We start from the raw sequence: 22,662 nt of genomic DNA, 5'->3' as shown, positions 1-22,662 counted from the left end.
CCCATGCCCGGCCCCAGCGGCACCGGTGCCGTCACGCGCAGCACCCTGCGGCAGCAGATCGCCGACGCGCTCCGCGACGAGGTGCTGGCCGGCCGGCTCCAGCCGGGGCAGGAGTTCACCGTCAAGGAGATCGCCGAGCAGTACGGGGTGTCCGCGACGCCCGTGCGGGAGGCCCTGGTCGACCTGTCCGCGCAGGGGCTCCTGGACGCCGACCACCACCGGGGCTTCCGGGTGCACGAGTACTCGGTCGACGACTTCCGCGGCATGGTCGAGGCCCGCAACCTGGTGACCGACGGGATGTTCCTGTCCCTGGCCGGGGACCTGGAGGGCGGCCCGGACCCGGCCGACCCGCGCGTCGCCGCGGCCCTCGCCGGGGTGCGGCGCCGGGGCGAGGAGGCCCAGCGCGCCGCCGCGGCCGGCGACCTGACCGTCCTCATCGGCTACGACCTGCGCTTCTGGCGCGAGCTTGCCGTCCTCTTCGGCAACGCCTACCTCTCCGACTTCCTGCACCGGCTGCGCGTGCAGTCCTGGGTGTGCACGGTGCAGCACCTGCGCCGGCTCAGCGAGCTGCGCGGCGCGCTGTGGTCCGGGCACACCGAGCTGGTCGACGCCCTCGCCCGCCGCGACGTGCCGGGCGCACGGTCGCTGGTGCACGCGTACAACGCCCACTCGCTCGCGCTGGTCGAACGGCTCGCCCGGGACGACTTTGGGACCAGCGGGGGACGACCGACGGCCGGATGACCGACGGCCGGATGATCAACGGCCGGATGACCAACGGCTGAGGTGTCGTGGTCGGGCGCCAGATGGGTATGGGACCTGCACGCGACACGCACCGACTACCCTTTCCTGACCCGCTGTGCTGTGTGAGGAGCCCTCTTTTGGCCTGTGACCTGTGGCTGGTACCGCTCGTCGACGTCTTGTGCCACACGCCGGACAACCCGTTCGCCGAAGAACTCGCGCAATACGACAAGGTGCTCGCCGAGGCCGGGCTGCCGCCGGTGCCGGTGTACCAGTACATGCCGGGACTCACCGGCGAGGTCGGGCCGGTGGCCGGTTTCGACTACGACGCGCTGCATTTCCTGCGCCGGGCACATCTGCTCCAGGTGTGCGGGCTGCCGGTGACACCGGTGGACGAACTCGGCGGTGACTACGAGCAGTTGCTGGAGATGTTCGAGTCGACGGCCCAGCAGTCGCACCTGGTCTGGCACTACGACCACGCGGGCGCCTACGTCCCGGTCGACTTCCCGCACCCGCTCGCCGACGACGAACTCCTCGCGGGCGGCGGCCCCTTGGGCTCCTCGCACGCCCTGCTGCGGGAGCTGGAGTCCGTCGCCCCGGCCCTCGGCATCGACCCCGCCAACCCCCCGGCGCCGCCGCAGCCGCCGCTCGCGCCGACGGAGTTGGAGGAACCGGCCGTGCCCGCGCCCTACGACTCCAGCCCTTTCGCCCGGGAGCGCCACGTGTGGCTGGGCCTGCACGCGGCGGCCACCCGGAGCCTGGCGCAGGGGTCGATGATCGTCTTCAGCTGACCGGACGGTCCGGCGCGGTCAGCCGAGCTGGGAGAGGCCCTTGCGCAGTTCGTCGGCGTTCATGATCGGGGACACCTCGACCTCGGCGTTCAGCTCGGTGAAGAAGGGCTCGCCGGTGGACGGCAGCTCCGAGCTGTCCTGCATGTCGAAGACCATCAGGGCCGTCCGCCGACCGCCCAGGGGGCCGAAGTAGGCGGCCTCCGGCCTGACGTGGTCGAGCGTCCGGCTGATCAGCTCGGGCAGCTTCCCGCTGCGGAGCGCCTCGTTCGCCTTCTCCGTGTCCAGCGTCGCCTTGAGCAGCACGCGCATCGCACTCACCTTCTTCTGCCGACGCGACGTGTACGAACTCAGCGTGTACGACCTCAGCTTACGCCCGAGATGTCCAGTTCGTTCAGGCGTTCCGGTTCCGCGATCACGTCGATGCCGGTGATGCGGTCGTCGTCCGCGAAGGTGAAGCGGAGGACCACGCCCAGCCGGCCGTGTGCGGCGGTCGCGATGCCGGCCAGGCCGTCGACGAGAACGACGGCGGCGGACCGCGCCCTGGCCATCGAGGCCATCGCTCCCCTGGCCACCCGCTCCATGCCGGACATGGTGACGGGCTCGGTCGTCGGGACGACCGCGGCGTCGGCGCGCAGGACGACGTCTGGGTGGAGCAGCGAGACCAGCGCGTCGAAGTCGCCGCCGCGGGTGGCCGCCAGGTAGGCGTCGACCGCGCGGCGCCGGCGGGGCGGGTCGGCGGCCGGCGCGGGGACGCCCCGGACCCGGCGGCGGGCGCGGCTGGCCAGCTGGCGGGTGGCCGCGGGGGTCTTGGCGAGCATCTCGGCGATGTCGTCGAAGGGCACGTCGAACATGTCGTGCAGTACGAAGGCGAGCCGTTCGGCGGGGCCCAGGGTGTCCAGGACGATCAGCAGCGCGATCCCGACGGAGTCGGCGAGCTGGGCCTCCTCCTCCGGGTCGGCCGGCCGGGGACCGGACCGGGGGCCGGATCGGGAGCCGGGGAGCACGTCCTCCAGCGGATCCTCTCGGCGGCCCGCGCGGGCGCGGAGCATGTTGAGGCAGACCCGGGCGACGACCGTGGTGAGCCAGCCGGAGGGGTTCGCCACGTCGGAGGTGTCCGTGCGGTCGGCGCGCAGCCAGGCGTCCTGGAGGGCGTCGTCGGCCTCGCCGAGGGAGCCGAGGATCCGGTACGCGACCGCCCGCAGCCGGGGCCGGTCCAGCTCGAACTGACGTGCGATGTCGTCGTCGGATCGTCCGGGCACCGTACGGCTTCCTTCCGCGTCCCCGCGTCCCCGCGCCGTCGCGGGCGGGTCGCCCCCAGTGAACCACTCCGGCCTGCGCGCTCGCCCGGCGGCCTCCCGGCCTTCTCACCGGCCTGCTCACCGGCCTGCTCACCGCACGAGGATGATCTCCGGCGGCCACAGCACGCCCTCGGCCAGCAGCAGCGAGGGGCCCAGGTGTACGGGGCACACCCGCAGCGGCGTGCGCAGATGCCGGGCGACCTCGAAGCGGGCCGGGTCGCCGCAGGCTTCGGGCCCGGCCCCGCCGCCGTACGGGCCCTGGCAGGAAGCGGCGCTGTGGCGGTCGGTCATGCCCCGATCCGACACCACCGCCGGGACCGGCGCCCGGCGGAGGGGGCCGAACGAAGGGCTACAGGACGTCGGCGTCGTCCAGGCCGATGCACTTGCGCTGCTGCGGGATCCACCGCACGGCGGGGTCGAGCGCGGTGAGGATGCCGCCCACCTCCTCGCGCGGGCCGTCGTACGTGAACTCCACGGCCGGTGAGCGGCCGTACGTCCGCAGCACGCTCACGCCGTCGCGCTTCAGCCGGTCCTCGTCCAGGACCCAGTCGACGCCGTCGACGGTGACGCAGAGGTTGATGTTCGGCGGCAGTTCCTCGGCGCCGCACCGGAAGACCGCCTTCTGGCCGCCCCAGGACGCGACCCCGTCGCCCAGGGCCCAGTCGCGGGAGGCGCCGGGTATGCCGTCCGGCAGGCGGGAGACGATCTTGTCGCACTTGGCGTCGTCCGCGTGCGGGGCGGCGGGGACGCGGTGGCCGTCGACGTAGAAGAGCCCGCCGGTCACGGCGACGACGGCGACGGTCAGCCAGATCCACGTCCGGGTGGTGGGCTTTCGGCGCAGGGCGACGGGGAGGGGGTTGCCGATCCGCATGTTCCACTCGCTCCGTCGCCCTACGTCCGCGGATTCCCGCGGTTCCTACAGCTGACCTCAGTCTCCTACAGCTCCCACAGCTCCTACAGGAACGAGTTGACCTCGATCGTCTCGTCCCGGCCCGGGCCCACGCCGATCGCGGAGATCGGGGCGCCGGACATCTCCTCCAGCGCCTTCACGTACGCCTGGGCGTTCTTCGGCAGGTCGGAGAAGGACTTCGCCTTGGTGATGTCCTCGCTCCAGCCGGGCAGCGTCTCGTAGACCGGCTTCGCGTGGTGGAAGTCGGACTGCGAGTACGGCAGCTCCTCGACGCGCTTGCCGTCGATCTCGTACGCCACGCAGACCGGGATCTGCTCCCAGCCGGTGAGGACGTCGAGCTTCGTCAGGAAGAAGTCGGTGAGGCCGTTGACGCGGGTGGCGTAGCGGGCGATCACCGCGTCGAACCAGCCGCAGCGGCGGTCGCGGCCGGTGGTGACGCCCCGCTCGCCGCCGATGCGGCGCAGGGCCTCGCCGTCCTCGTCGAACAGCTCGGTCGGGAACGGACCGGCGCCGACGCGGGTCGTGTACGCCTTGAGGATGCCGATGACCCGGCTGATCTTCGTCGGGCCCACACCGGCGCCGGTGCAGGCGCCGCCCGCGGTCGGGTTCGAGGAGGTGACGAAGGGGTACGTGCCGTGGTCGATGTCGAGCAGCGTGCCCTGGCCGCCCTCGAAGAGGACCACCTTGTCGTCGTCGAGGGCCTGGTTGAGGACCAGGACGGTGTCGGCGACGTACGGGGCGAGCTTGTCCGCGTAGCCCAGCAGCTCCTCGACGACCTGGCCGGTGGCGATCGCCCGGCGGTTGTAGAGCTTGGTGAGCATCTGGTTCTTGACGTCCAGCGCCGCCTCGACCTTCTGGGTGAGGATCGACTCGTCGTAGAGGTCCTGGACGCGGATGCCGACACGGTTGATCTTGTCGGCGTAGGTCGGGCCGATGCCGCGGCCGGTGGTGCCGATCTTGCGCTTGCCGAGGAAGCGTTCCGTCACCTTGTCGACGGTCACGTTGTACGGCGTGATGATGTGCGCGTTTCCGCTGATCAGGAGCTTGGACGTGTCGACGCCGCGCTCGTTCAGCCCGCTCAGCTCGGAGAACAGGACCGACGGGTCGACAACGACACCGTTACCGATGACCGGCGTACAGCCGGGAGACAGGATTCCGGAAGGGAGCAGGTGAAGGGCGTACTTCTGATCGCCCACGACTACCGTGTGGCCGGCGTTGTTGCCGCCCTGGTAGCGCACCACATAGTCGACGGAACCACCGAGCAGGTCCGTCGCCTTTCCCTTGCCTTCGTCACCCCACTGAGCACCGAGCAGCACAAGTGCGGGCACGCGCGTACACCCCTTCCGGGCGGGGCATGTCCAAGGTCGAGGGAGTACGCGGCGGTCTTGAGCCACGTACACCGCGACCGTCGTTGGCCGCCAACCGTCGGACCGGATGCCCCGGAATAGACGAAGCCCCTGGCGCAATAGCGCAAGGGGCTCTTGCACAAAGATGCTACCCGAGGAAGCGAGGCATGGCCGAGGTGGCGACTTCCGTGAGCTCTTCCACGCACTCATCCGCGAGGCCCGACCAGCTTCTGGTGGTCGTCGATCCGGTCGCCCGGAGGACCGACGGGGAGTCCGTCAGGATCGCGAAAGACGTGCTCAGCGCGGGTGCGGCGGGTACGAAGGTGTGTCTGCCGGACGGCCCGGAGGAGTTCGCGCGGGCGCTCGGACGGCGAGGTTCGCGGCGGCCCGTGGTGGTCGGTGACGACGGTGCGCTGCTGCGGGCGGTGGGCCTGCTGCACCGGCGGCGGGAGCTGGCGGGGTGCGCGCTGTCGGTGGTGCCGGTGGGCTCGGCGCTGGGCCTCGCCCGGTCGCTGGGGCTGCCCACCGGGGCGGTGGCGGCGGCCCGGGCCGTGCTGGACGGGGCGGAGCGGCGACTGGATCTGCTCGTCGACGACAGCGACGGGGTGGTGCTGGGGGCGGTGGGGATTCCGCCGGTTGCCTCCGGCGGTCCCCGGGGACGACGTGAGGGCGCGGGCGCGGGCACGGCAACGGACGCGGGCGCGGACCCGAACGCGGTGGGCGGGGCGTCCGGGGTGGGTCGTCCCTGGCTGCGGACCTGTCAGTCGCTCGTGCGGTCCCTGGCCTCCTCGCGGCCCGCGAGGGCGGCGGTGGCGCCGGGGGCGGGGGCGGGTGGGACACCGGCCCGGCTGCGGGTGGAGGTCGACGGGCAGACGCTGGTGGATCTCGATCAGCCGGTCGAGGCGGTGTCGCTGATACCCGGGGCGGCGGGGATGGTCGTGGTGGAGGTGCGTCGGCTGGCGGTGGGGGCGGAGTCTGCGGCGGGGCCGGTGACTGCGAGCGGGCGGACGGTGACGGTGTCGGGGGCGGACTTTCGCTATCGCGCGGACGCGGTGGTTTCGGGGCCGGTGCGGACTCGGACGTGGACGGTGCGGGAGGGGGCGTGGGGGTTGACGTTGCCGGTGGGGTAGACGTCGCCTGGACGCCTCGGCTTCGCCTTCGGCGTTCTTGTTCCCACCCGCACCACCCGTGCGGCATCCGTTGTCGGGTGCGGGTGGCCCCTGTGGGGCGTCCTCGCCGTCGGCGGGTGCGGGTGGTTCGGCGGGGCGTCGTCGGCTGCGGCCGGTGCCGGTGGTTCGGTGGGGCGTCGTCGGCGGCGGCTGGGGGGGCGGGGGGTGGTCAGGGTGTGCCGAAGGTCTTCTCGCGGTGGGTCCGCCAGCGTTCCATCATCGCGGCGATCTCCTCGTCGACGAACTCGAAGAACGCCAGCGTCTCCGACATGCGGCGGCCCGCCGGGGTCTCCGCGCCCAGGCTCGCGACGCCCTCGCGCAGGGCGCTCTCCCAGCGCTTGATGATGGCCTCGCGGTTGGTGAGGGCCTCGTACCACTGGTTGCTGTGCACCCGGTACCGCTCCCGCCGGGAGCCTGGTTCGCGCTCGCGGGAGACCATGTGCTGCTGCGAGAGGTAGCGCACGGCGCCGGAGACGGCGGCCGGGCTGACCTGGAGGCATTCGCCCAGTTCCGCCGAGGTCAGTGAGCCCGAGTCGGAGGCCAGCAGCGCGGCGAAGACCCGGGCCGGCATCCGCTGCATCCCCGCCTCGACGAGCTGGGCCGCGAAGCCCTCGACGAACTTCGACACCGCCTCGGGATCACGCCCCGCGTCCCTGGCCTCCGCCGCTTCGCTCATTCTTCGATCATCCCTCACATCCTGACGCTTTCTTAACTTCACAAATTTGTGAATGCACTGTACGTTCCGAATCATGACGAAGGCAATCAGCGTCTCCGGGCTGCACAAGTCGTTCGGACGGACGCACGCTCTGGACGGGCTCGACCTGGAGGTCGAGACGGGCGAGGTGCACGGCTTCCTCGGACCCAACGGCGCCGGCAAGTCCACCGCCATCCGCGTCCTGCTCGGCCTGCTGCGCGCGGACTCCGGTGCCGCCCAGGTGCTGGGCCGCGACCCGTGGACCGACGCCGTGGAGGCGCACCGGCGGATCGCCTACGTGCCCGGTGACGTGACCCTGTGGCGCAATCTCTCCGGCGGCGAGGTCATCGACCTCTACGGGCGGCTGCGCGGGGGCCTGGACAAGGCGCGCCGCACGGAACTGGTCGAGCGGTTCGAGCTGGACCCGACCAAGAAGGGACGCACGTACTCCAAGGGCAACCGGCAGAAGGTCGCGCTCGTCGCCGCCTTCGCCTCCGACGTCGACCTGCTGATCCTCGACGAACCCACCTCCGGGCTCGACCCGTTGATGGAGGAGGTCTTCCAGCGGTGCGTGGCCGAGGAGCGCGAGCGCGGCCGGACGGTGCTGCTCTCCTCCCACATCCTCAGCGAGGTCGAGGAGCTGTGCGACCGCGTCAGCATCATCCGCAAGGGGCGGACCGTGGAGAGCGGCTCGCTCGCCGAACTGCGCCACCTGACCCGCACGAGCGTGAGCGCCGAACTCGCGGGTGCGCCGAACGGCCTGGCGGCACTGCCCGGCGTGCACGACCTCGACGTCCAGGGCCACCGGGTCCGGCTCCAGGTCGACACCGACAAACTGGACGCCGTACTCCGGGCGCTGAGCGAGTCGGGCGTGCGGTCGCTGACGTCGACGCCGCCCACGCTGGAAGAGCTGTTCCTCCGGCACTACCAGGCCGAGGACGCCATCGGTGAGGAGGCCGAGGAGGTGGCGGCGCGATGACCGCCACCGCCGCCCTCGGGGTACGGCCGGGCAGCTCGCGCCAACTGGCCGGCACCGGCACACTGCTGCGGCTCGCGCTGCGCCGGGACCGGGTGATGATCCCGGTCTGGGTCGCGGTGAACGCCCTCATGGTCCTCTCCATGCCGGGCACCATCGAGGGTCTGTACGGCACCGCCGCCGAACGCGCCGACCTCGTGCGGCAGATGGAGACCAACTCCTCGCTGCGCGCCATGGTCGGCCCGCTCTTCGACGACAGCCTGGGCGCCCTCACCGCCTGGCGGGTCGGCGTGTACGCCGCCGCGCTCGCCGCCGTGACGAGCCTCCTCGTCGTCGTACGGCACACCCGCGACGAGGAGGAGAGCGGACGGCAGGAGGTCGTCGCCTCCGGGATGGTCGGCCGCCGCGCCTCGCTGACGGCGGCCCTGCTCACGGCGGCGGTCGCGAACGCCGCCCTCGCGCTGCTCGTGACCGCCGGACTGGCCGGACAGGGGGCGGCCGGAGCGGTGGCCTTCGGGCTGGGTGTCGCGGGTGTCGGGATGCTCTTCGCGACCATGGCGGCGATCGTCGCCCAGCTGACCGAGAGCGCGCGGCTGGCCCGGGGACTGACGGCCGGGGTGCTGGGCGGGGCCTTCGTGCTGCGCGCCGCCGGTGACTCGGCGACGGCCGACGGTTCGTCGGCGCTGACGTGGCTGTCGCCGCTCGGGTGGCTGGAGAACCTGCGCCCCTTCGCCGACGAGCGGTGGTGGGTGCTGGCGCTGATCGCCGGCGCGGCGGTGGTGCAGGGCGCGGTGGCCTACAGGCTCGCCGGGCGCCGGGACCTCGGCATGAGCTTCCTGCCGACCCGGCCGGGACCGGCCACCGGGCGCCTTTCGACGGCCGGCGCGCTGGCCTGGCGGCTGCAACGGGGCAGCGTCCTCGGCTGGAGCGTCGGCTTCCTCCTCGCCGGCCTCGTGTACGGCGGGGTGACGGAGGGCGTGGCGGACCTGGTCGGGGACAACGAACAGGCCCGCCAGATCATCGAGCGGATGGGCGGACAGGCGGGGATCACCGACGCGTTCGTGTCGGCGATGGTCGGGATGCTCGGGCTGGTCGCCGCGCTCTACGTCGTGGCGTCGGTGCTGCGGCTCAGCGGCGAGGAGACGTCCGGGCGCGCGGAGCCGGTGCTCGCGAGCGCCGTGGGGCGGCTGCGGTGGGCGGCGGGACACCTCGTCGTCGCCTTCGGCGGCGCGGCGCTCATCATGCTGCTCGGCGGCGCCGGTTTCGCGGCCGGCTACGGGCGGGACGCCGGGGCGATCCTCGGCGCGTGCCTCGTGCAGCTGCCCGCGGTGTGGGTGATCGGCGGGGCGGCGGTGCTGCTGCACGGCGTGCTGCCGCGGGGCGCGGTCGCCGCGTGGGGGGTCGCGGGAGCGGTGCTGCTGCTCGGCTGGGTGGGGCCGGCGCTGGACGTGCCGCAGGCGGTGCTGGACGTCTCGCCCTTCGGTCATCTGCCGAAGCTGCCGGGCGGGGAGATGAGCTGGTCACCGGTGCTGGTGCTGCTGCTGATCGCGGGGGTGCTGGTGGCGGCGGGGCTGGTGGGGCTGCGGCGGCGGGACATGAGTACCTGAGCCTTCGGGGGCCGGTGAAGGCTCAGGGGCGAACCGTGAGGGCGGTCGGCGGCGTCCTCACGGGCATGAGGCGAGACGCGATGACGTGCGGTGGGTGTGTGGTGGCGGCCGTGGGGGCCGTGGTGGCGCTGGTCCTGTGGTGGCGGTCGGCGCGGACCCAGCGGCACCTGGGCATGGCGTTCGAGAACAACGGCATGGACCTCACCACCGCCCTCGTCGAACTGCCCCTCGTCGCGGTCGGAGGCGCGGTCCTGCCCGGCCTGGTGTGGGGACTGGGCGCCTGGCTGCTCACGCGGCGCGGTCGCGGGCGCTCACAGGTGCACGGGTAGCCCCGTCAGACCCCGCATCACGAAGTTCGGCCTCCGCTCCGGTTCCGCCGCGAGCCGCAGCGTCGGGGCCCGCTCCAGCAGGGACGTCATGGATGCCGCGAGTTCGATCCGGGCGAGCGGCGCACCGATGCAGTAGTGGATGCCGGCGCTGAAGGAGATGTGCGGGTTGTCCCGGCGGGCGAGGTCGAGGCGGTCCGGGTCGGCGAAGACCGCCGGGTCGTGGTTGGCGGAGCCGAACAGCAGCGCAACCTCCGCGCCGCGCGGGATGGTCGTCCCGTCGATCTCGATCTCGTCCAGCACCCAGCGCTCGAACATCTGGAGCGGGGTGTCGTAGCGCATCAGCTCCTCGACCGCGGTCGGGACGAGGGAGTGGTCGGCGCGCAGGGCCGCCAGCTGGTCCGGGTTGCGGAACAGGGCGAGCCAGCCGTTGGCCGTCGCGTTCACCGTGGCCTCGTGACCGGCGTTCAGGAGCAGCACGCAGGTCGAGATCATCTCCTGCTCGGTGAGGCGGTCGTCGTCCTCGTCGTGGGCCGCGATCAGAGCGGAGACGAGGTCCTCGCCGGGTTCCTTGCGGCGGGCGGCGATCAGCCCGCGCAGGTACTCCGAGAAGTCGAGCGAGGCGCGGACCGCCTTCGCCGCCGTCTCCTCGGACGGGTTCAGCTCGTACATCCCGCAGATGTCCGCGGACCAGGGCCGCAAGGGGGCCCGGTCGGCCTCCGGGATGCCCAGCATCTCGGCGATCACCGCGACCGGCAGCGGCTCGGCCACGTCGGCGAGCAGATCGCCGCCGCCCGCCGTCACCACCCCGGCGACCAGGTCGTCCGCCAGCGCGCGCACGTACGGCTTCAGCCGCTCCACCGTGCGCGGCGTGAACGCCTTCGACACCAGGCGCCGGATCCGGGTGTGGTCCGGCGGCTCCAGGTCGAGCATCCCGTGGTCATTGAGCGTGTGGAAGGGTTCCTGCTCCGGCGGGGGCGGGGTGCGGCCGAACTCCTCGTGCGAGAAACGGTGCTGGTAGGTCCGGCCCAGACGCCGGTCGCGCAGCAGCGCCGAGACGTCCGCGTGGTGCGGGACCAGCCACTGGTCGCTCGGCGCGTAGTAGTGCACCCGGCCCCGGTCCCGCAGGTCGGTGAAGGCGGGGTAGGGGTCGGCGACGAACGCGGGGTCCCACGGGTCGAACGCGAGGTCGGATACATCGGATTCAGCCGTCATGGACGGACGATAGGACGCCGACCGGGCCGCTGCCCAGAGGCCCTGGCGACAGCTCGGGCCGAGACGGCGGCGCGGCGACGACGACGACGGCGGCGCAGGTGAGTACCCGCACTCATGACGCCAGCGGTCCTGGGCCGGAGACTCTGCCCATGCCCATGCCCATGCCCATGCCCATCAGACGATCAGCCGCCGCAGCCGCCCTCGTCGCCATCGCGGTGACCGGATGCGGCACCCAGAAGGCCGAGCGGCCGCAGTCGGCCCCATCCTGGTCCTCGCCTCCCCCCACCTCCCGGCCGAAGTGCGCGCAGCCTGCCGTGGTCCCCTCGAGTCCGCCGTCTTCTCCCGCGCCGCGCGTCAGCAGCAAGCACCAGGAGCAGAACCAGGATCTGGCCCCCCACCATGCCGAGAACCACGCCTACCGCATGCAGGCGCGGATGACGGCCGAGAAGCGCGCCATCGGGGAGGCGTCGGCGAAGCTCATCCGCACGGAGCTGGAGAAGGTCCGGCAGGAAGGCGGGGCCGGTGAGTACGGCGCCTTCAGCGACGAGCGGATCGCGGCGGCGCTGAACCGTCTCGGCTGCGGCGAGGAACACGGCGTCTACATCGGCAACGGGTTCTACAGCGTCCACACGGGAGTCACGTGTGTGTCCGGCCGCGTGACGAAGGACGAGCTGACCAGCAAGGTCCACGGCGCCTACATCGAACCGCAGCCGGGCACGGGCCCCTGCGTCAAGAACCGGGGCGGCCACTGAGGCCGATGCCGGCTGGTCCGGTCAGCCAGGGGTCACCAGCCGTGCCTCGTAGGCGAACACCGCCGCTTGGGTGCGGTCTCTGAGGCCCAGCTTCACCAGGATGCGGCTGACGTGCGTCTTGATCGTCGACTCGGCGACCACCAGGCGCTCGGCGATCTCCGAATTCGACAGGCCCTGCGCGATCAGCACCAGGACCTCCGTCTCCCGCTCGGTCAGATCCCCGTAGGCCGCCTGCGCCGAGGGCATCAGACGCGGGGCGTCGGAGAGCTTGGAGAACTCGGTGATCAGGCGCTTGGTGATCGAGGGCGCGAGCAGGGCCTCCCCGGCCGCGACCACCCGGACGCCGTCGGCGAGCTGGCGGGCGGAGGCGTCCTTGAGGAGGAAGCCGGAGGCGCCCGCACGCAGCGCCTGGTACACGTACTCGTCGAGGTCGAAGGTGGTCAGCACCAGGACCTTCGACGTGCCGTCGGCGGCGACGATCTCGCGGGTCGCCTCGATGCCGTTCAGCTCCGGCATGCGGATGTCCATCAGGACGACGTCGGGGGCGAGTTCGCGGACGCGGTCGACCGCCTCACGGCCGTTGACCGCCTCGCCGACGACCTCGATGTCCGGCATCGCGTTCAACAGGACCGAGAAGCCCTCGCGCACCATCATCTGGTCGTCCGCGATCAGGACCCGGATCGTGCTCCCGGTCATGCGTCACCCTCGCTCACCGCGGTGACCGGCAGGAACACCGCCACCTCGTATCCCCCGTCTTCGGTCGGGCCGGCCGTCATCTCGCCGTTCAGCATCGAGACGCGCTCGCGCATGCCGGTGACTCCGTGTCCGGCGCCGGGGGACGGCTTGACCAGGGTGTTCTGTGGGATGGCGGTGTTGACTATGCGCAGGCCCAGGCCGCCCAGGACGTAGGAGACCTCCACGCGGGCCGTCGCGCCGGGCGCGTGCCGCAGGGTGTTGCTGAGCGCCTCCTGCACGATCCGGTACGCCGACAGCTCCACGCCGGGCGGCAGCTCGCGCACCGCGCCGGTCACCGCCTTCTCCACGCCCAGGCCGGCCTCGCGGACGTTGGCGAGCAGGGCGTCCAGGTCGGTCAGCGTGGGCTGCGGGGCGTCCGGGGCCTCGTAGTCCTCGGCGCGGACGACACCGAGGACGCGGCGCAGCTCGGTGAGGGCGGCCACCGCGTTCTCCCGGATGGTGGCGAAGGCGCGCTCCAGCTCCTCCGGCGGATTCTCCACCCGGTAGGGCGCGGCCTCCGCCTGGATGGCGACCACCGACATGTGGTGGGCGACCACGTCGTGCAGCTCACGGGCGATGTTGGTGCGCTCCTCCAGCAGGGTGCGCCGGGACCGCTCGTGCGCGGTGACCGTCTGCTGGGCGGTCACCTGCTGCCGGGCGTCGCGGCGGATGTGCCAGAGCGAGATCGCGAGCAGGGCGAAGGCGGTGAGCACCAGCAGGGGTGCGGAGTTGCTGCCGTACTGGCCCGGGCCCCACAGGGACTCGTTGAAGAAGGCGTAGGCCGCGGTGATGACCCACATCCACACGGCGGTGCGCGGGCGGGTGCGTATCGCCACGATCACCAGCACGGCGGTGTGGCACATGAACGACCCCGGCAGCCACGGCCAGTCCCCCCAGCTGCTGCCGAGCAGCGCCACCAGGGGTGTGGCCACCATGGACATCCAGAAGGCGCCGACCGGCCGGACCAGGGTGGCCAGCACCGGGAGCGCGCACACCAGCCCGCTGAGCAGGGTCCACTGACTGCTGTAACCGCCCACCAGGCCGCCGTAGAAGCACAGCAGCGCCGCGCCGGCCACCGCCAGGTACGGGACGCGGGCCGCGTACGGCCGCATCCGTGCGGGCAGGCGGCGGACCCACGGGGCGTCCGGGGCCGTGCGGGACAGCGGGCGGTAGGCGAAGGCGTCGTGGAACAGGTCCTCGCGCAGCCCGCTCAGGGCGTCCTTGGCCAGCCGGTACTCGGGGCTGCGGGTCGCGCTCGCGTCGCCGGGGGGCGTGCTACCCGTCTGGGTCGTCTCGGTCACGTTGCCACGGTAGGCGGCGGCGGGAGGGGCCGTCGTCACCAGTGAGAGGGGTCCTTGGGCATCCGCCTCAGGTACTACGGGGGCCGGGGACGGTCGGCGCGCGTCCACCGGCTTCAGTACCCCGAGGGCCGCACGAGGCCCGACTCGTAGGCGAACACGGCCGCCTGGGTGCGGTCCCTGAGCCCCAGTTTCACCAGGATGCGGCCCACATGGGTCTTCACCGTCTGCTCGGCGACGACCAGGCGCTGGGCGATCTCGGCGTTCGACAGGCCCTGTGCGATCAGGGCGAGCACCTCCGTCTCCCGCTCGGTCAGCTCACCCACGCGGGCCTTGAGCGGGGCGCGCGGCCGGTCGTCCAGCCGGGAGAACTCCGCGATCAGGCGGCGGGTGATGCCCGGCGCGAGCAGGGCGTCCCCGGACGCCACCACCCGGACCGCCTCGGCGAGCTGGTCGGCGGACGCGTCCTTCAGCAGGAACCCGGAGGCCCCGGCCCGCAGCGCCTCGTACACGTACTCGTCGAGGTCGAAGGTGGTCAGCACCAGGACCCTGATCTCCGGGGTCGCCCCGGTGATCAGGCGGGTGGCCTCGATGCCGCCCAGCTCTGGCATGCGGATGTCCATCAGGACGACGTCCGGGGTCTGCTCGGCGACCTTGGCGACGGCGTCCCGGCCGTCCACCGCCTGCCCGATCACCTCGATGTCCGGCTGGGTGTTGAGCAGCACGCTGAACCCCTGCCGGACCATCTGCTGGTCGTCGGCGATCAGGACACGGATCACGCGCCCGTCGCTGCTGGTGGTCATCGGGTGTCGTCCTCGGGGATGTGGTGGGCGGGGGTTTCGTCTGTGCCGGCGGGTTCGGGGACGACTGCGGATTCGGCGTCGACCGCGGATTCGGCGTCGACCGCGGATTCGGCGTCGACCGCGGATTCGGCGTCGACCGGCAGGAACGCCGCCACCTGGTAGCCACCGCCCGGCAGTGCGTGCGCGGTCAGGCTCCCGTCGAGCATCGCCACCCGCTCCCGCATGCCGAGCAGCCCGTGCCCCGCCCCCTGCGACGGCGCCGGCGCCCGCTTCGGGCGGGTGTTGGAGACCTCCACGCGCAGCCCGATCGGGAGGTGCGTGAGGTGGACCCGGGCGGTCGCGCCGGGCGCGTGCCGCAGGACGTTGCTGAGCGCCTCCTGGACGATCCGGTACGCCGACAGCTCCACGCCGGGCGGCAGGGGCCGGCGCGTGCCGCTCGCCTGGGTGGTGACGGTCAGTCCGGCGGCCCTGGTGTTCTCCACCAGCGCGTCGAGCCGGTCGAGGGTGGGCTGCGGGGCGTGCGGCAGGGGATCGCCGCCCTCGGACTCCTCCAGTACGTCGGGGTGCTCGGAGCGCAGCACGCCCAGCACCCGGCGCAGCTCGGTGAGCGCCTCCAGCGCGTTCTGCCGGATGCCCGCGAGGTTCTCCCTCAGCTCGTCCGGCGGGTTCTCTACGAGGAGGGGGGCGACCTGGGCCTGGATGGAGATCACCGACATGTGGTGGGCGACCACGTCGTGCAGCTCGCGCGCGATGCGGCTGCGCTCCTCCAGCAGGGTGCGCCGGGCCCGCTCCTCGGCGGTGAGCGAGGTCTGCTGCGCGAGCTCCGAGCGCGCCTCGCGGCGGCCGCGCAGGGCGATGCCGAGAACGACGACGACCGTGAAGAGGATGACGGCGAGCATCCCGGTCGGCTGGAAGGTCGACGCACCCACCACGCCCTGCACCAGGTAGGTGGTGAGCGCGGTCAGGGCCAGCGCCTCCAGGGACACCCGCGTGGGCACCCGCAGGGCGAGCAACAGCAGGACGAAGAGATGGGCGATGAGCCCGGCGGCCGTCCAGGGCCAGGTGAACCCGTCCCCGTCCGCCACCATCTCGGCCCGCACGGCGAAGGCCCCCACCAGCATGCCCGCCATCGACAGCCACCACGCCGCGACCGGCCGCCACAGCGCCAGGACCATCGCACCGGCCCGCGCGAGAGCGATGACGAAGGCGAATCCGGGGTCGACCCGGCCGTTCTCACCGAGCTGGGCCGCGTCGCCGAGCAGCACGCCGAGGGCGGCCAGGCAGACGATCCCGTGCGGGAACCAGCGCAGCCACACCGACGGCGGCAGCGGATCCGGCCGCCAGGTCCACAGGTCGTCGTGGAGCACCCCCAGCGCGCGTTCGACGCGGCCCCGGACCGTCTGCCGTATCCCCCGTCGTGTCACGGGCCCCACCCTAGACATGGCGTGCACCCGCCGTCCCGGTCCGGCCGTCCGGGCGGTGAGCCCGGACGATCTTGGAACGGCGCCGGGCACCACCGCGCTCGCAGGAACGAAACGCGGCCCAGCAGCCCGCCAGGACCAGCGCGAACACCGGGAGCCAGGCGATCCGGGCCGCGACCCACTCCAGGCCGTCGGGGCGCGTGTGCAGGCCGGGCAGGCGGCCCAGGAGGAGGCTGCCGGCCGTGGTCGCCATCAGCGCCGTCTGGTGCCAGAGGAAGATCGTCATCGCGGAGAGGTTGACCAGGGCGACGGCCGCCCACGCCACCGGCCGCCGCATCGCGCGTCGCAGCCGGTCGCGCAGCAACAGGGCGAGGCCGCACTGCGCCAGACCGAAGGTGACGGCGGCCAGGGTCGGCGGATTGAGGTTCGACACCGCGGCGCCCGGGACGCCCACCATCGAAGCCGGATAGCCGGCCCAGGCGACGAGCGCCGCGGTCGCCGCCGTACCCCCGGTGAGCAGGATCCAGCCGCTGCGGCGGCGGTCCAGTTCGCCGCGGGCCCAGGCGGCGCCGAGGGTGAAGGGGACCAGCCAGCCGGCCGCGAGGTTGAGCCAGCCGAGCCAGGACGGGGCGCCGAAACCGAAGCGCAGCAGATCGACGTGGAGGACGACGACCAGCGGCCACAGCGGGCTCAGCCGCGTCAGCAACGGCGTCGCCGCCGTCAGCGCCGCGAAGACCAGCAGGAACCACATCGGGGACAGGGCCAGCTTCACCAGCGTGTGGACGGTGCCGAACTCCGCGCCGGTCACGACCAGCAGCGCGGCCGTCACCGACCACAGGCCGAGGACGGCCAGGACCGGCCGGAACAGCCGGGAGAGACGGGCGGACAGCCAGCGGCCGTAGGACTCGCCCCGGGCGCGGGCGGACGTGTGGCCACGGGTGGCGACATGGCCGCCGACCAGGAAGAACACGGCGAGGGTCTGGAAGGCCCAGGAGACCGGGGCCAGCCAGGGCATGTCCCGCAACGGGCTGGCCGCACGCAGGCCGTTGCCGTCGGCGACCAGGGCCGTCACCAGCCAGTGCCCGAGGACCACCCCGAGGATGGCGAAGGCACGCAGGGCGTCGACGGCCCGGTCCCTCGACGCGGGCGTGGCGGTGTCGATCCGGGCGGCGGAGCGGAGCAGGCTCCGCCGGGCGGTACCGGGCCACCGGGTGGGGGCGTCCCGCGTGGGGCTCGGCCGGGTCTTCGGCATCTCCAGCGTCGCCCGGACCGCCCGGACCGCCAGCGTGGCCCGGACCGCCCGGACCGCCCGGACCGCTCGGGTCGCCCGGACCACTCGGACCGCTCGGGTCGCTTGGGTCGCACGGGCCGCCCGGGTCGCTTGGGGTGCTCGGGTCACATCAGTCATGGGTCACCTCCGTGGTCGCGCCCAGGGCGATCCGGGCCAGGTTCGTCAGGGAGAGGGAGCCGGGGTCGAAGTAGTCGCTGTGGCCGCCGTCGCCGGCGTCGAAGACCCGGGCGCCGAACTCCGGGGAGACCGGATCGGTGCCGAAGCCGACGGTGGTGCCGAACAGCCCGGTGCTGAGGTGCGGGACGTGCTCCACCCAGTCGTCGTCGCCCCGCGCCGCCCAGATCCGGGCGCCGCTGCGCAGGCCGGCGGCCGTGTCGGCGCCGGTGCCCGGGCTGCCGAGCAGGGCGATGTCGGAGACGCCGAGGCCGTCGGCGGCGCGGGCGCAGACGACCGAGCCGTAGGAGTGGCAGAGCAGGGTGAGGCGGGTGCCGGGCCCGGTGATCCGGCGCAGGTCGGCTACGAGGGCGCGCAGCTTCGGGGCCGCCCGCTCGGCGCGGCCGGTCGTGGCGACGGCGGTGCTGATCGTGCCCGGCGTCTCGTACCCCAGCCAGGCGATGACCGCGGTGCGGGTACCGGCAGGCGCCTGCGCGACGAGCTGCCGGTGCAGCGCGGCGGCGGCGGCGCGGAACCGGCCGTAGGTGTCGAGGCCGGTGTCGGAGCCCGGGACCAGGACGGCGACACGGTCGGCCCGCGCCAGGTCACCGAGTACCTCGGTGGCCAGTCCGGCGCCCCGGCCGTCGAAGGCGAGGAGGCGTCGGGAGGGGTCGGCCATCGCACGGTCGGCCGCGGCGCGGTGACGGTCGCCGTGGTCGGCGGCCATCCGGGACGCCTCGGCGGCGTTGGCCCGGTGGGCGGCGTACGTCTCGGCCAGTGTGGCGGCCGTCGGCGCCGGCGGCTCGGCGGGGGGCGGGGCCGGGATCCGGGGCTGCGCGGCACCGGAGAGCGGGAGGACCACGGCACCGGTGATGAGAGCCGCGCACACGGCACGACGCCACCTGCCCGCATGCCGCCGCCAACGTGCCGCCGCACCGCTCCACATGGCCGCTCCCCTCCGGCACGCCCGCCCATCGGGCCCGCCTGCAAGGGAAGTTATGAATCGGGCCGGGTAACCCGCGTCCCGCCAGGGAACTCACCTGGCGGGTAGCTCTCAGGTATTACGGGTACGACGCCGACGCCTGACACGAGGGGGTCGCCCCGCGGGTCGCCCCGTCCTCCCCGGCGCTCACCACGCCAACTGCGCGATCTCCTCCGCCACCACCGCGCACGCGTCCGCCGCCGGGTCGATCAGCGGGAAGTGGCCGACGTCCTCCAGCAGGGTCACACCCACCACCTCCCCGGCCTTCGCCGCCGCGTCGGCGTACGCCTCGGCGACCGCCTGCGGCACGTCCACGTCGGCCCGGCCCTGGACCAGGGTCGTCGCGATGCCCGTGGGCAGCAGCAGGGCGGGGTCGGCGTAGGGACGGCGTTCGGCGAACAGGCCGCCCCCGCCCAGGAACTGGCGGGCCGCTCCCCCGCACACCTCGAGCTTGTCGGCGACCTCGAAGTCCGCGATCGGCGCGAGCGCGACCACGCCCCGCAGCGGCGCCGGGCGGTCGGTGCGCCAAGGGGCGTCGGCGGGCAGCAGGTGCCGGGCCGCCGCCCACAGGGCGAGGTGCCCGCCGGCGGAGTGGCCGGTGAGCACCGTACGGCGTGCGTCGGCCCGCGGCAGGTGCCGCCCCACCAGCCCGGGCAGCGCGTCCAGCGCGGCGGCCACGTCGTCGAGGGTCTCGGGCCACCGCCCCGCCACGGGCCCGCCCGCACCGGCGTCACCGCCCTCCGTACCGACGTCACCGCCCTCCGCACCGCGCCGGTACTCGACGCTCGCCACGGCGAAGCCCCGCTGTGCCAGGAACCCGGCGAACGGGCTGACATGGCGACGGTCGTACGGCGCCCGCCACGAGCCTCCGTGCAGGACCACCACGACGGGAGCGGCGTCGCCCGGCCCCACGGCGGCACGCGGCGCGTAGAAGTCGATCACCTGGTCGGGGTGGTCGCCGTACCCGGCCGTGCTGTCGGGGTCCACCGCCGGGTGCGCGAAGGCCGATTTCTCCTCCGCGGCGTTCCTCGCGGCAGCGGTGCCCGGTTCTGCGGCGGCGTCCGGCATGCTCAACCTCTCTGCGAAGGAACGGTGTTGGCGGACCGGATGAGTGGAAATCGGCCGTTGGCGGGACGTTATCAGGCCGATGACGTGCACGGACATGGGGATGTGACGCTGGGTGAGGACCAAACGATTCGCCCGGCCCCCACCCTTCACCAGCGGGTGACGTCGCCACTCCCGCGCGTCACGCCGGCGCCACTCGTCACGCCGGCGCCACTCGTCACGTCGGCGCCACTCGTCACGTCGGCGTCGCTCGTCACGTCGGCGTCGCTCCCGCGCGTCACCCCAGCGTCCGCGCCAGCACCCGGGCCGCCCGCTCCACGTCCGCGAAGCCGACGTACAGCGGGGTGAAACCGAAGCGCAGGACGTCCGGGGCACGGAAGTCGCCGACCACGCCGCCCTCGATCAGCCGCTTCATGACCTCGCCCGCGTCGTCACAGCGCAGGGCGACCTGGCTGCCGCGCTCCGCGTGCGCGGCCGGGGTCACGGACTCCACCCGGCCGGCGGGGACGTACTCCCCGACGCAGCGCAGGAAGAAGTCCGTCAGCGCCAGCGACTTGGCCCGCACCGCCGCCACCGAGACACCGTCCTCGTCCCACACGTCCAGCGCGGCGTCCAGGGCGAGCAGGGAGAGGATGTCCGGCGTGCCGACCCTGCCGCGCACCGCTCCGGACGCCGGGGCGTACGCGGAGCGCATGCCGAACGGCTCTGCGTGCGAGTTCCAGCCCGGCAGCGGGGAGTCGAAGCGGGGCTGGAGGTCGCGGCGCACGTACAGGTAGGCGGGCGAACCGGGGCCGCCGTTGAGGTACTTGTAGGTGCAGCCGACCGCCAGGTCGACGCCGTGTTCGTCGAGCCCGACCGGCAGCGCGCCCGCGCTGTGGCAGAGGTCCCAGACGGCGTACGCCCCGCACGCGTGCACCGCGCGGGTGAGCGCGGGCAGGTCGTGCAGGCGGCCGGTGCGGTAGTCGACGTGGTTGAGGAGCACGGCGGCGGTGCGGTCGCCCCGGGCGGCCAGCGCCGAGGGCACCTCGGCCGGGGTGACGGGGCGCAGCGCGCAGCCCGTCATCCGGGCCGCCGACTCGGCGATGTACCCGTCCGTGGGGAAGGTGGTGGCGTCGACGAGGATCTCGTCCCGGCCCGCACCGCCCCCGTCGCCGCCGCTCCCGTCCTCCTGCGCCATGCGCACGGCGGCGACGAGCGCCTTGAAGACGTTCACGCTCGTGGAGTCGCCCACGACGATCTGCCCGGCCGCCGCGCCGACCAGCGGTGCGATCCGGTCGCCGATCCGCTCGGGCGCGGTCCACCAGCCGCTCTCCTCCCAGGAACGGATGCGCAGCTCGCCCCACTGGCGGCGGACGACGTCGTCCACGCGCGCGGGCACGTGCGCGGGGAGGGCGCCGAGCGAGTTGCCGTCCAGGTACGTCACCTCGTCGAGGACGAACCGGTCGCGCAGCGCGGCCAGCGGGTCGGAGCGGTCCAGCTGCTCGGCCTCGCTGCTCAGCTCAGACATAGGACCGCGCCGTCCACAGCTCGGGGAACACGTTGCCGCGGGCCCGCTTCTCCAGCCAGGCCACCCCGGCGGAGCCGCCCGTGCCGGTCTTCGAGCCCATCGCGCGGCGGGTGGCGACCAGGTGGTCGTTGCGCCAGCGCCAGACCAGTTCGGCGACGTCGGTGAGGGCCTCGCCGAGGCGGGCCAGCTCGCCGTTCTGGTCGCCCTTGTAGACGGCCGTCCAGGCGGCCTCCACCTCGGGTGCCGCCTCGTACTTCCGGGTGACGTCCCGCTGGAGCACGGCGTCCGGTATGTCGTACCCGCGCCGGTCGAGGAGCCGGACCACCTCGTCGTACAGGCTCGGCTCGTGCAGCGCCTTCTCCAGTTCCGCGTGGACGCGCGGGGCGCCGCGGTGCGGGACGAGCATCGAGGCGGACTTCTCGCCGAGCAGGAACTCCATGCGGCGGTACATCGCCGACTGGAAGCCGGAGCCCTCGCCGAGGGCGGCCCGGTAGGAGTTGAACTGGGCCGGGGTGAGCTGCCCGAGGGGCGTCCAGGAGGCGTTCAGCGCCTCCAGCTCCCGTACCGAACGCTTGAGCGCGTCGGTCGCCACCGGGATCCGGTCCTCGCGCAGGGCGCGGGCGGCGGTCTCCCATTCGTGGACGATGACGGTGAACCACAGCTCCATGACCTGGGTCGTGACCAGGAAGACCATCTCTCCGGGATCGTCGGAGAGGGTGTGCTGGAGATGGGTGAGTACGTCCGCCTGGACATAGTCCTCGTACGGCGTACTGCCCTCGAAGTCGAGATTCGGGGCTTCGTGGGACATCGCTGTCTCCTGATGTGCACGGGTAGCGGTCCGCCCTGCCGTTACCGGCACGGGGCCCCGGTCCCCAACGGCATCCTCCGCAATCGTCGCAGGAAACCGCAAGGCCCGCCCGCGCACGGCGGACGGGCCGGGGGTGTTCCTCGCGCTAGCCGAGCACCTCGGCCGCGGCGGGCGAGGAGTCCTTCAGGAACTGGGCGCAGCGCTCGTACTCCTCCTTCTCGCCGATCGCCTGCGCGGCGCGGGCGAGGGCGTGCAGGGCGCGCAGGAACCCGCGGTTCGGCTCGTGCTCCCAGGGCACCGGGCCGTGCCCCTTCCAGCCGCTGCGGCGCAGGGCGTCCAGGCCGCGGTGGTAGCCCGTACGGGCGTACGCGTACGACTCCACGACGCTGCCCCGTTCGAACGCCTCGTCGGCCAGGCGGGCCCAGGCGAGCGAGGACGTCGGGTACTTCGCGGCGACGTCGGCGGGGGAGGTGCCGCCGGCCAGCAGTTCGCGGGGCCCGGGGTCGTCGGGGAGGTGGGTCGGGGGCGGTCCCCCGAGGAGGTTCTCGTGAATGGACATGGGTCAAGTCTGCGGCATGTGTGTGACGGGGTGCGCTGTCGGCTGCGGCTGCGGGTGCGTCGTCGGCCGCGGGTGCGTTGCCGGTTGCGGGTGCGTCGTCGGCCGCGGGTGCGCCGTGGCTGGTCGCGCAGTTCCCCGCGCCCCTTAGGGGCGTGATCCGGACGTCGGCACACGGTGGCACGCCGCGCGGGCGGGAGCCCTGCGTCCGGGTACGTCGC

Annotated in this window: 24 protein-coding genes; 7 read left to right on the top strand and 17 right to left on the bottom strand. The window is 73.3% G+C overall.

The window, feature by feature from the left end:
• Positions 1-3: 3 nt before the first annotated feature.
• Positions 4-741, top strand: a complete 738-nt coding sequence (locus ACFW01_RS15715; RefSeq protein ID WP_234959394.1) for a GntR family transcriptional regulator — start codon at positions 4-6, stop codon at positions 739-741.
• 137 nt (positions 742-878) lie between these two features.
• Positions 879-1,529: a hypothetical protein gene (locus ACFW01_RS15710; RefSeq protein WP_234959393.1), complete on the top strand. Its 651-nt coding sequence runs from the start codon at positions 879-881 to the stop codon at positions 1,527-1,529.
• 18 nt (positions 1,530-1,547) lie between these two features.
• Here ACFW01_RS15710 and ACFW01_RS15705 read toward each other — a convergent pair whose 3' ends face one another.
• The 5 genes from ACFW01_RS15705 to ACFW01_RS15685 form a co-directional block, all read right to left on the bottom strand.
• Entirely contained in the window at positions 1,548-1,838 is a 291-nt protein-coding gene (locus ACFW01_RS15705) for a hypothetical protein (protein WP_234959392.1), read from the bottom strand.
• 53 nt (positions 1,839-1,891) lie between these two features.
• Positions 1,892-2,788, bottom strand: a complete 897-nt coding sequence (locus tag ACFW01_RS15700) for a sigma-70 family RNA polymerase sigma factor (RefSeq protein WP_384504027.1) — start codon at positions 2,786-2,788, stop codon at positions 1,892-1,894.
• A gap of 129 nt (positions 2,789-2,917) precedes the next feature.
• Complete coding sequence (locus ACFW01_RS15695) at positions 2,918-3,118, bottom strand: hypothetical protein (RefSeq protein ID WP_234959391.1); 201 nt, start codon at positions 3,116-3,118, stop codon at positions 2,918-2,920.
• Between the two features lie 58 nt (positions 3,119-3,176).
• On the bottom strand, positions 3,177-3,698 hold the full coding sequence (locus ACFW01_RS15690) for a DUF3515 family protein (RefSeq protein WP_234959390.1): 522 nt from the start codon (positions 3,696-3,698) through the stop codon (positions 3,177-3,179).
• 83 nt (positions 3,699-3,781) lie between these two features.
• The gene (locus ACFW01_RS15685) at positions 3,782-5,065 is read right to left on the bottom strand and encodes an adenylosuccinate synthase (RefSeq protein WP_087808122.1); all 1,284 of its coding nucleotides are present in this window, start codon (positions 5,063-5,065) and stop codon (positions 3,782-3,784) included.
• Positions 5,066-5,250: 185 nt separating this feature from the next.
• Here ACFW01_RS15685 and ACFW01_RS15680 point away from each other — a divergent pair, with 185 nt between their 5' ends.
• A complete protein-coding gene (locus tag ACFW01_RS15680) occupies positions 5,251-6,213 on the top strand; it encodes a diacylglycerol kinase family protein (protein WP_234959389.1) in 963 nt (320 codons plus the stop codon).
• 208 nt (positions 6,214-6,421) lie between these two features.
• Here the strand turns inward: ACFW01_RS15680 and ACFW01_RS15675 are convergent, their stop codons facing one another.
• Entirely contained in the window at positions 6,422-6,928 is a 507-nt protein-coding gene (locus tag ACFW01_RS15675) for a MarR family transcriptional regulator (protein ID WP_234959388.1), read from the bottom strand.
• 73 nt (positions 6,929-7,001) lie between these two features.
• Between ACFW01_RS15675 and ACFW01_RS15670 the strand changes: the two genes are divergently transcribed.
• From ACFW01_RS15670 to ACFW01_RS15660, 3 genes are all read left to right on the top strand, one after another.
• Positions 7,002-7,925 (top strand): ABC transporter ATP-binding protein, encoded by a 924-nt coding sequence (locus tag ACFW01_RS15670; RefSeq protein ID WP_234959387.1) that lies wholly within the window; start codon positions 7,002-7,004, stop codon positions 7,923-7,925.
• Positions 7,922-9,529: an ABC transporter permease gene (locus ACFW01_RS15665; protein WP_234959386.1), complete on the top strand. Its 1,608-nt coding sequence runs from the start codon at positions 7,922-7,924 to the stop codon at positions 9,527-9,529. The genes ACFW01_RS15670 and ACFW01_RS15665 overlap by 4 nt, the downstream gene beginning before the upstream one ends.
• A gap of 80 nt (positions 9,530-9,609) precedes the next feature.
• The gene (locus ACFW01_RS15660) at positions 9,610-9,858 is read left to right on the top strand and encodes a hypothetical protein (protein WP_384504023.1); all 249 of its coding nucleotides are present in this window, start codon (positions 9,610-9,612) and stop codon (positions 9,856-9,858) included.
• Here the strand turns inward: ACFW01_RS15660 and ACFW01_RS15655 are convergent.
• Positions 9,841-11,070: a cytochrome P450 gene (locus ACFW01_RS15655; RefSeq protein ID WP_234959384.1), complete on the bottom strand. Its 1,230-nt coding sequence runs from the start codon at positions 11,068-11,070 to the stop codon at positions 9,841-9,843. The genes ACFW01_RS15660 and ACFW01_RS15655 overlap by 18 nt on opposite strands.
• A 149-nt stretch (positions 11,071-11,219) precedes the next feature.
• Between ACFW01_RS15655 and ACFW01_RS15650 the strand changes: the two genes are divergently transcribed.
• The gene (locus tag ACFW01_RS15650) at positions 11,220-11,822 is read left to right on the top strand and encodes a hypothetical protein (RefSeq protein WP_384504021.1); all 603 of its coding nucleotides are present in this window, start codon (positions 11,220-11,222) and stop codon (positions 11,820-11,822) included.
• A gap of 21 nt (positions 11,823-11,843) precedes the next feature.
• Here the strand turns inward: ACFW01_RS15650 and ACFW01_RS15645 are convergent, their stop codons facing one another.
• From ACFW01_RS15645 to ACFW01_RS15600, 10 genes are all read right to left on the bottom strand, one after another.
• Positions 11,844-12,518, bottom strand: a complete 675-nt coding sequence (locus ACFW01_RS15645) for a response regulator transcription factor (RefSeq protein WP_234959382.1) — start codon at positions 12,516-12,518, stop codon at positions 11,844-11,846.
• The gene (locus tag ACFW01_RS15640; RefSeq protein WP_384504019.1) at positions 12,515-13,897 is read right to left on the bottom strand and encodes a sensor histidine kinase; all 1,383 of its coding nucleotides are present in this window, start codon (positions 13,895-13,897) and stop codon (positions 12,515-12,517) included. The genes ACFW01_RS15645 and ACFW01_RS15640 overlap by 4 nt, the downstream gene beginning before the upstream one ends.
• A gap of 74 nt (positions 13,898-13,971) precedes the next feature.
• Positions 13,972-14,658: a response regulator transcription factor gene (locus ACFW01_RS15635; protein ID WP_234959380.1), complete on the bottom strand. Its 687-nt coding sequence runs from the start codon at positions 14,656-14,658 to the stop codon at positions 13,972-13,974.
• The gene (locus ACFW01_RS15630) at positions 14,655-16,100 is read right to left on the bottom strand and encodes a sensor histidine kinase (protein WP_384504017.1); all 1,446 of its coding nucleotides are present in this window, start codon (positions 16,098-16,100) and stop codon (positions 14,655-14,657) included. Before ACFW01_RS15630 ends, ACFW01_RS15635 begins: the two co-directional genes overlap by 4 nt.
• Positions 16,093-17,331: an acyltransferase gene (locus ACFW01_RS15625; RefSeq protein WP_384504052.1), complete on the bottom strand. Its 1,239-nt coding sequence runs from the start codon at positions 17,329-17,331 to the stop codon at positions 16,093-16,095. Before ACFW01_RS15625 ends, ACFW01_RS15630 begins: the two co-directional genes overlap by 8 nt.
• 148 nt (positions 17,332-17,479) lie before the next feature.
• Positions 17,480-18,469 (bottom strand): alpha/beta hydrolase, encoded by a 990-nt coding sequence (locus ACFW01_RS15620; protein WP_384504015.1) that lies wholly within the window; start codon positions 18,467-18,469, stop codon positions 17,480-17,482.
• A gap of 183 nt (positions 18,470-18,652) precedes the next feature.
• Complete coding sequence (locus ACFW01_RS15615; RefSeq protein WP_384504013.1) at positions 18,653-19,573, bottom strand: alpha/beta hydrolase; 921 nt, start codon at positions 19,571-19,573, stop codon at positions 18,653-18,655.
• 274 nt (positions 19,574-19,847) lie between these two features.
• Positions 19,848-21,077 (bottom strand): kynureninase, encoded by a 1,230-nt coding sequence (kynU, locus tag ACFW01_RS15610; RefSeq protein ID WP_234959376.1) that lies wholly within the window; start codon positions 21,075-21,077, stop codon positions 19,848-19,850.
• Positions 21,070-21,885: a tryptophan 2,3-dioxygenase family protein gene (locus tag ACFW01_RS15605; RefSeq protein WP_234959375.1), complete on the bottom strand. Its 816-nt coding sequence runs from the start codon at positions 21,883-21,885 to the stop codon at positions 21,070-21,072. The genes kynU and ACFW01_RS15605 overlap by 8 nt, the downstream gene beginning before the upstream one ends.
• A gap of 145 nt (positions 21,886-22,030) precedes the next feature.
• Entirely contained in the window at positions 22,031-22,444 is a 414-nt protein-coding gene (locus ACFW01_RS15600; protein ID WP_122616749.1) for a DUF3151 domain-containing protein, read from the bottom strand.
• Positions 22,445-22,662: the final 218 nt, after the last annotated feature.

Origin of the sequence: Streptomyces sp. NPDC058985 (assembly GCF_042740985.1) — a bacterium.
Taxonomy (GTDB): Bacteria; Actinomycetota; Actinomycetes; order Streptomycetales; family Streptomycetaceae; genus Streptomyces.
Note: the sequence above shows the minus strand (reverse complement) of the source record. Positions and strands in the feature narration are given on the sequence as shown.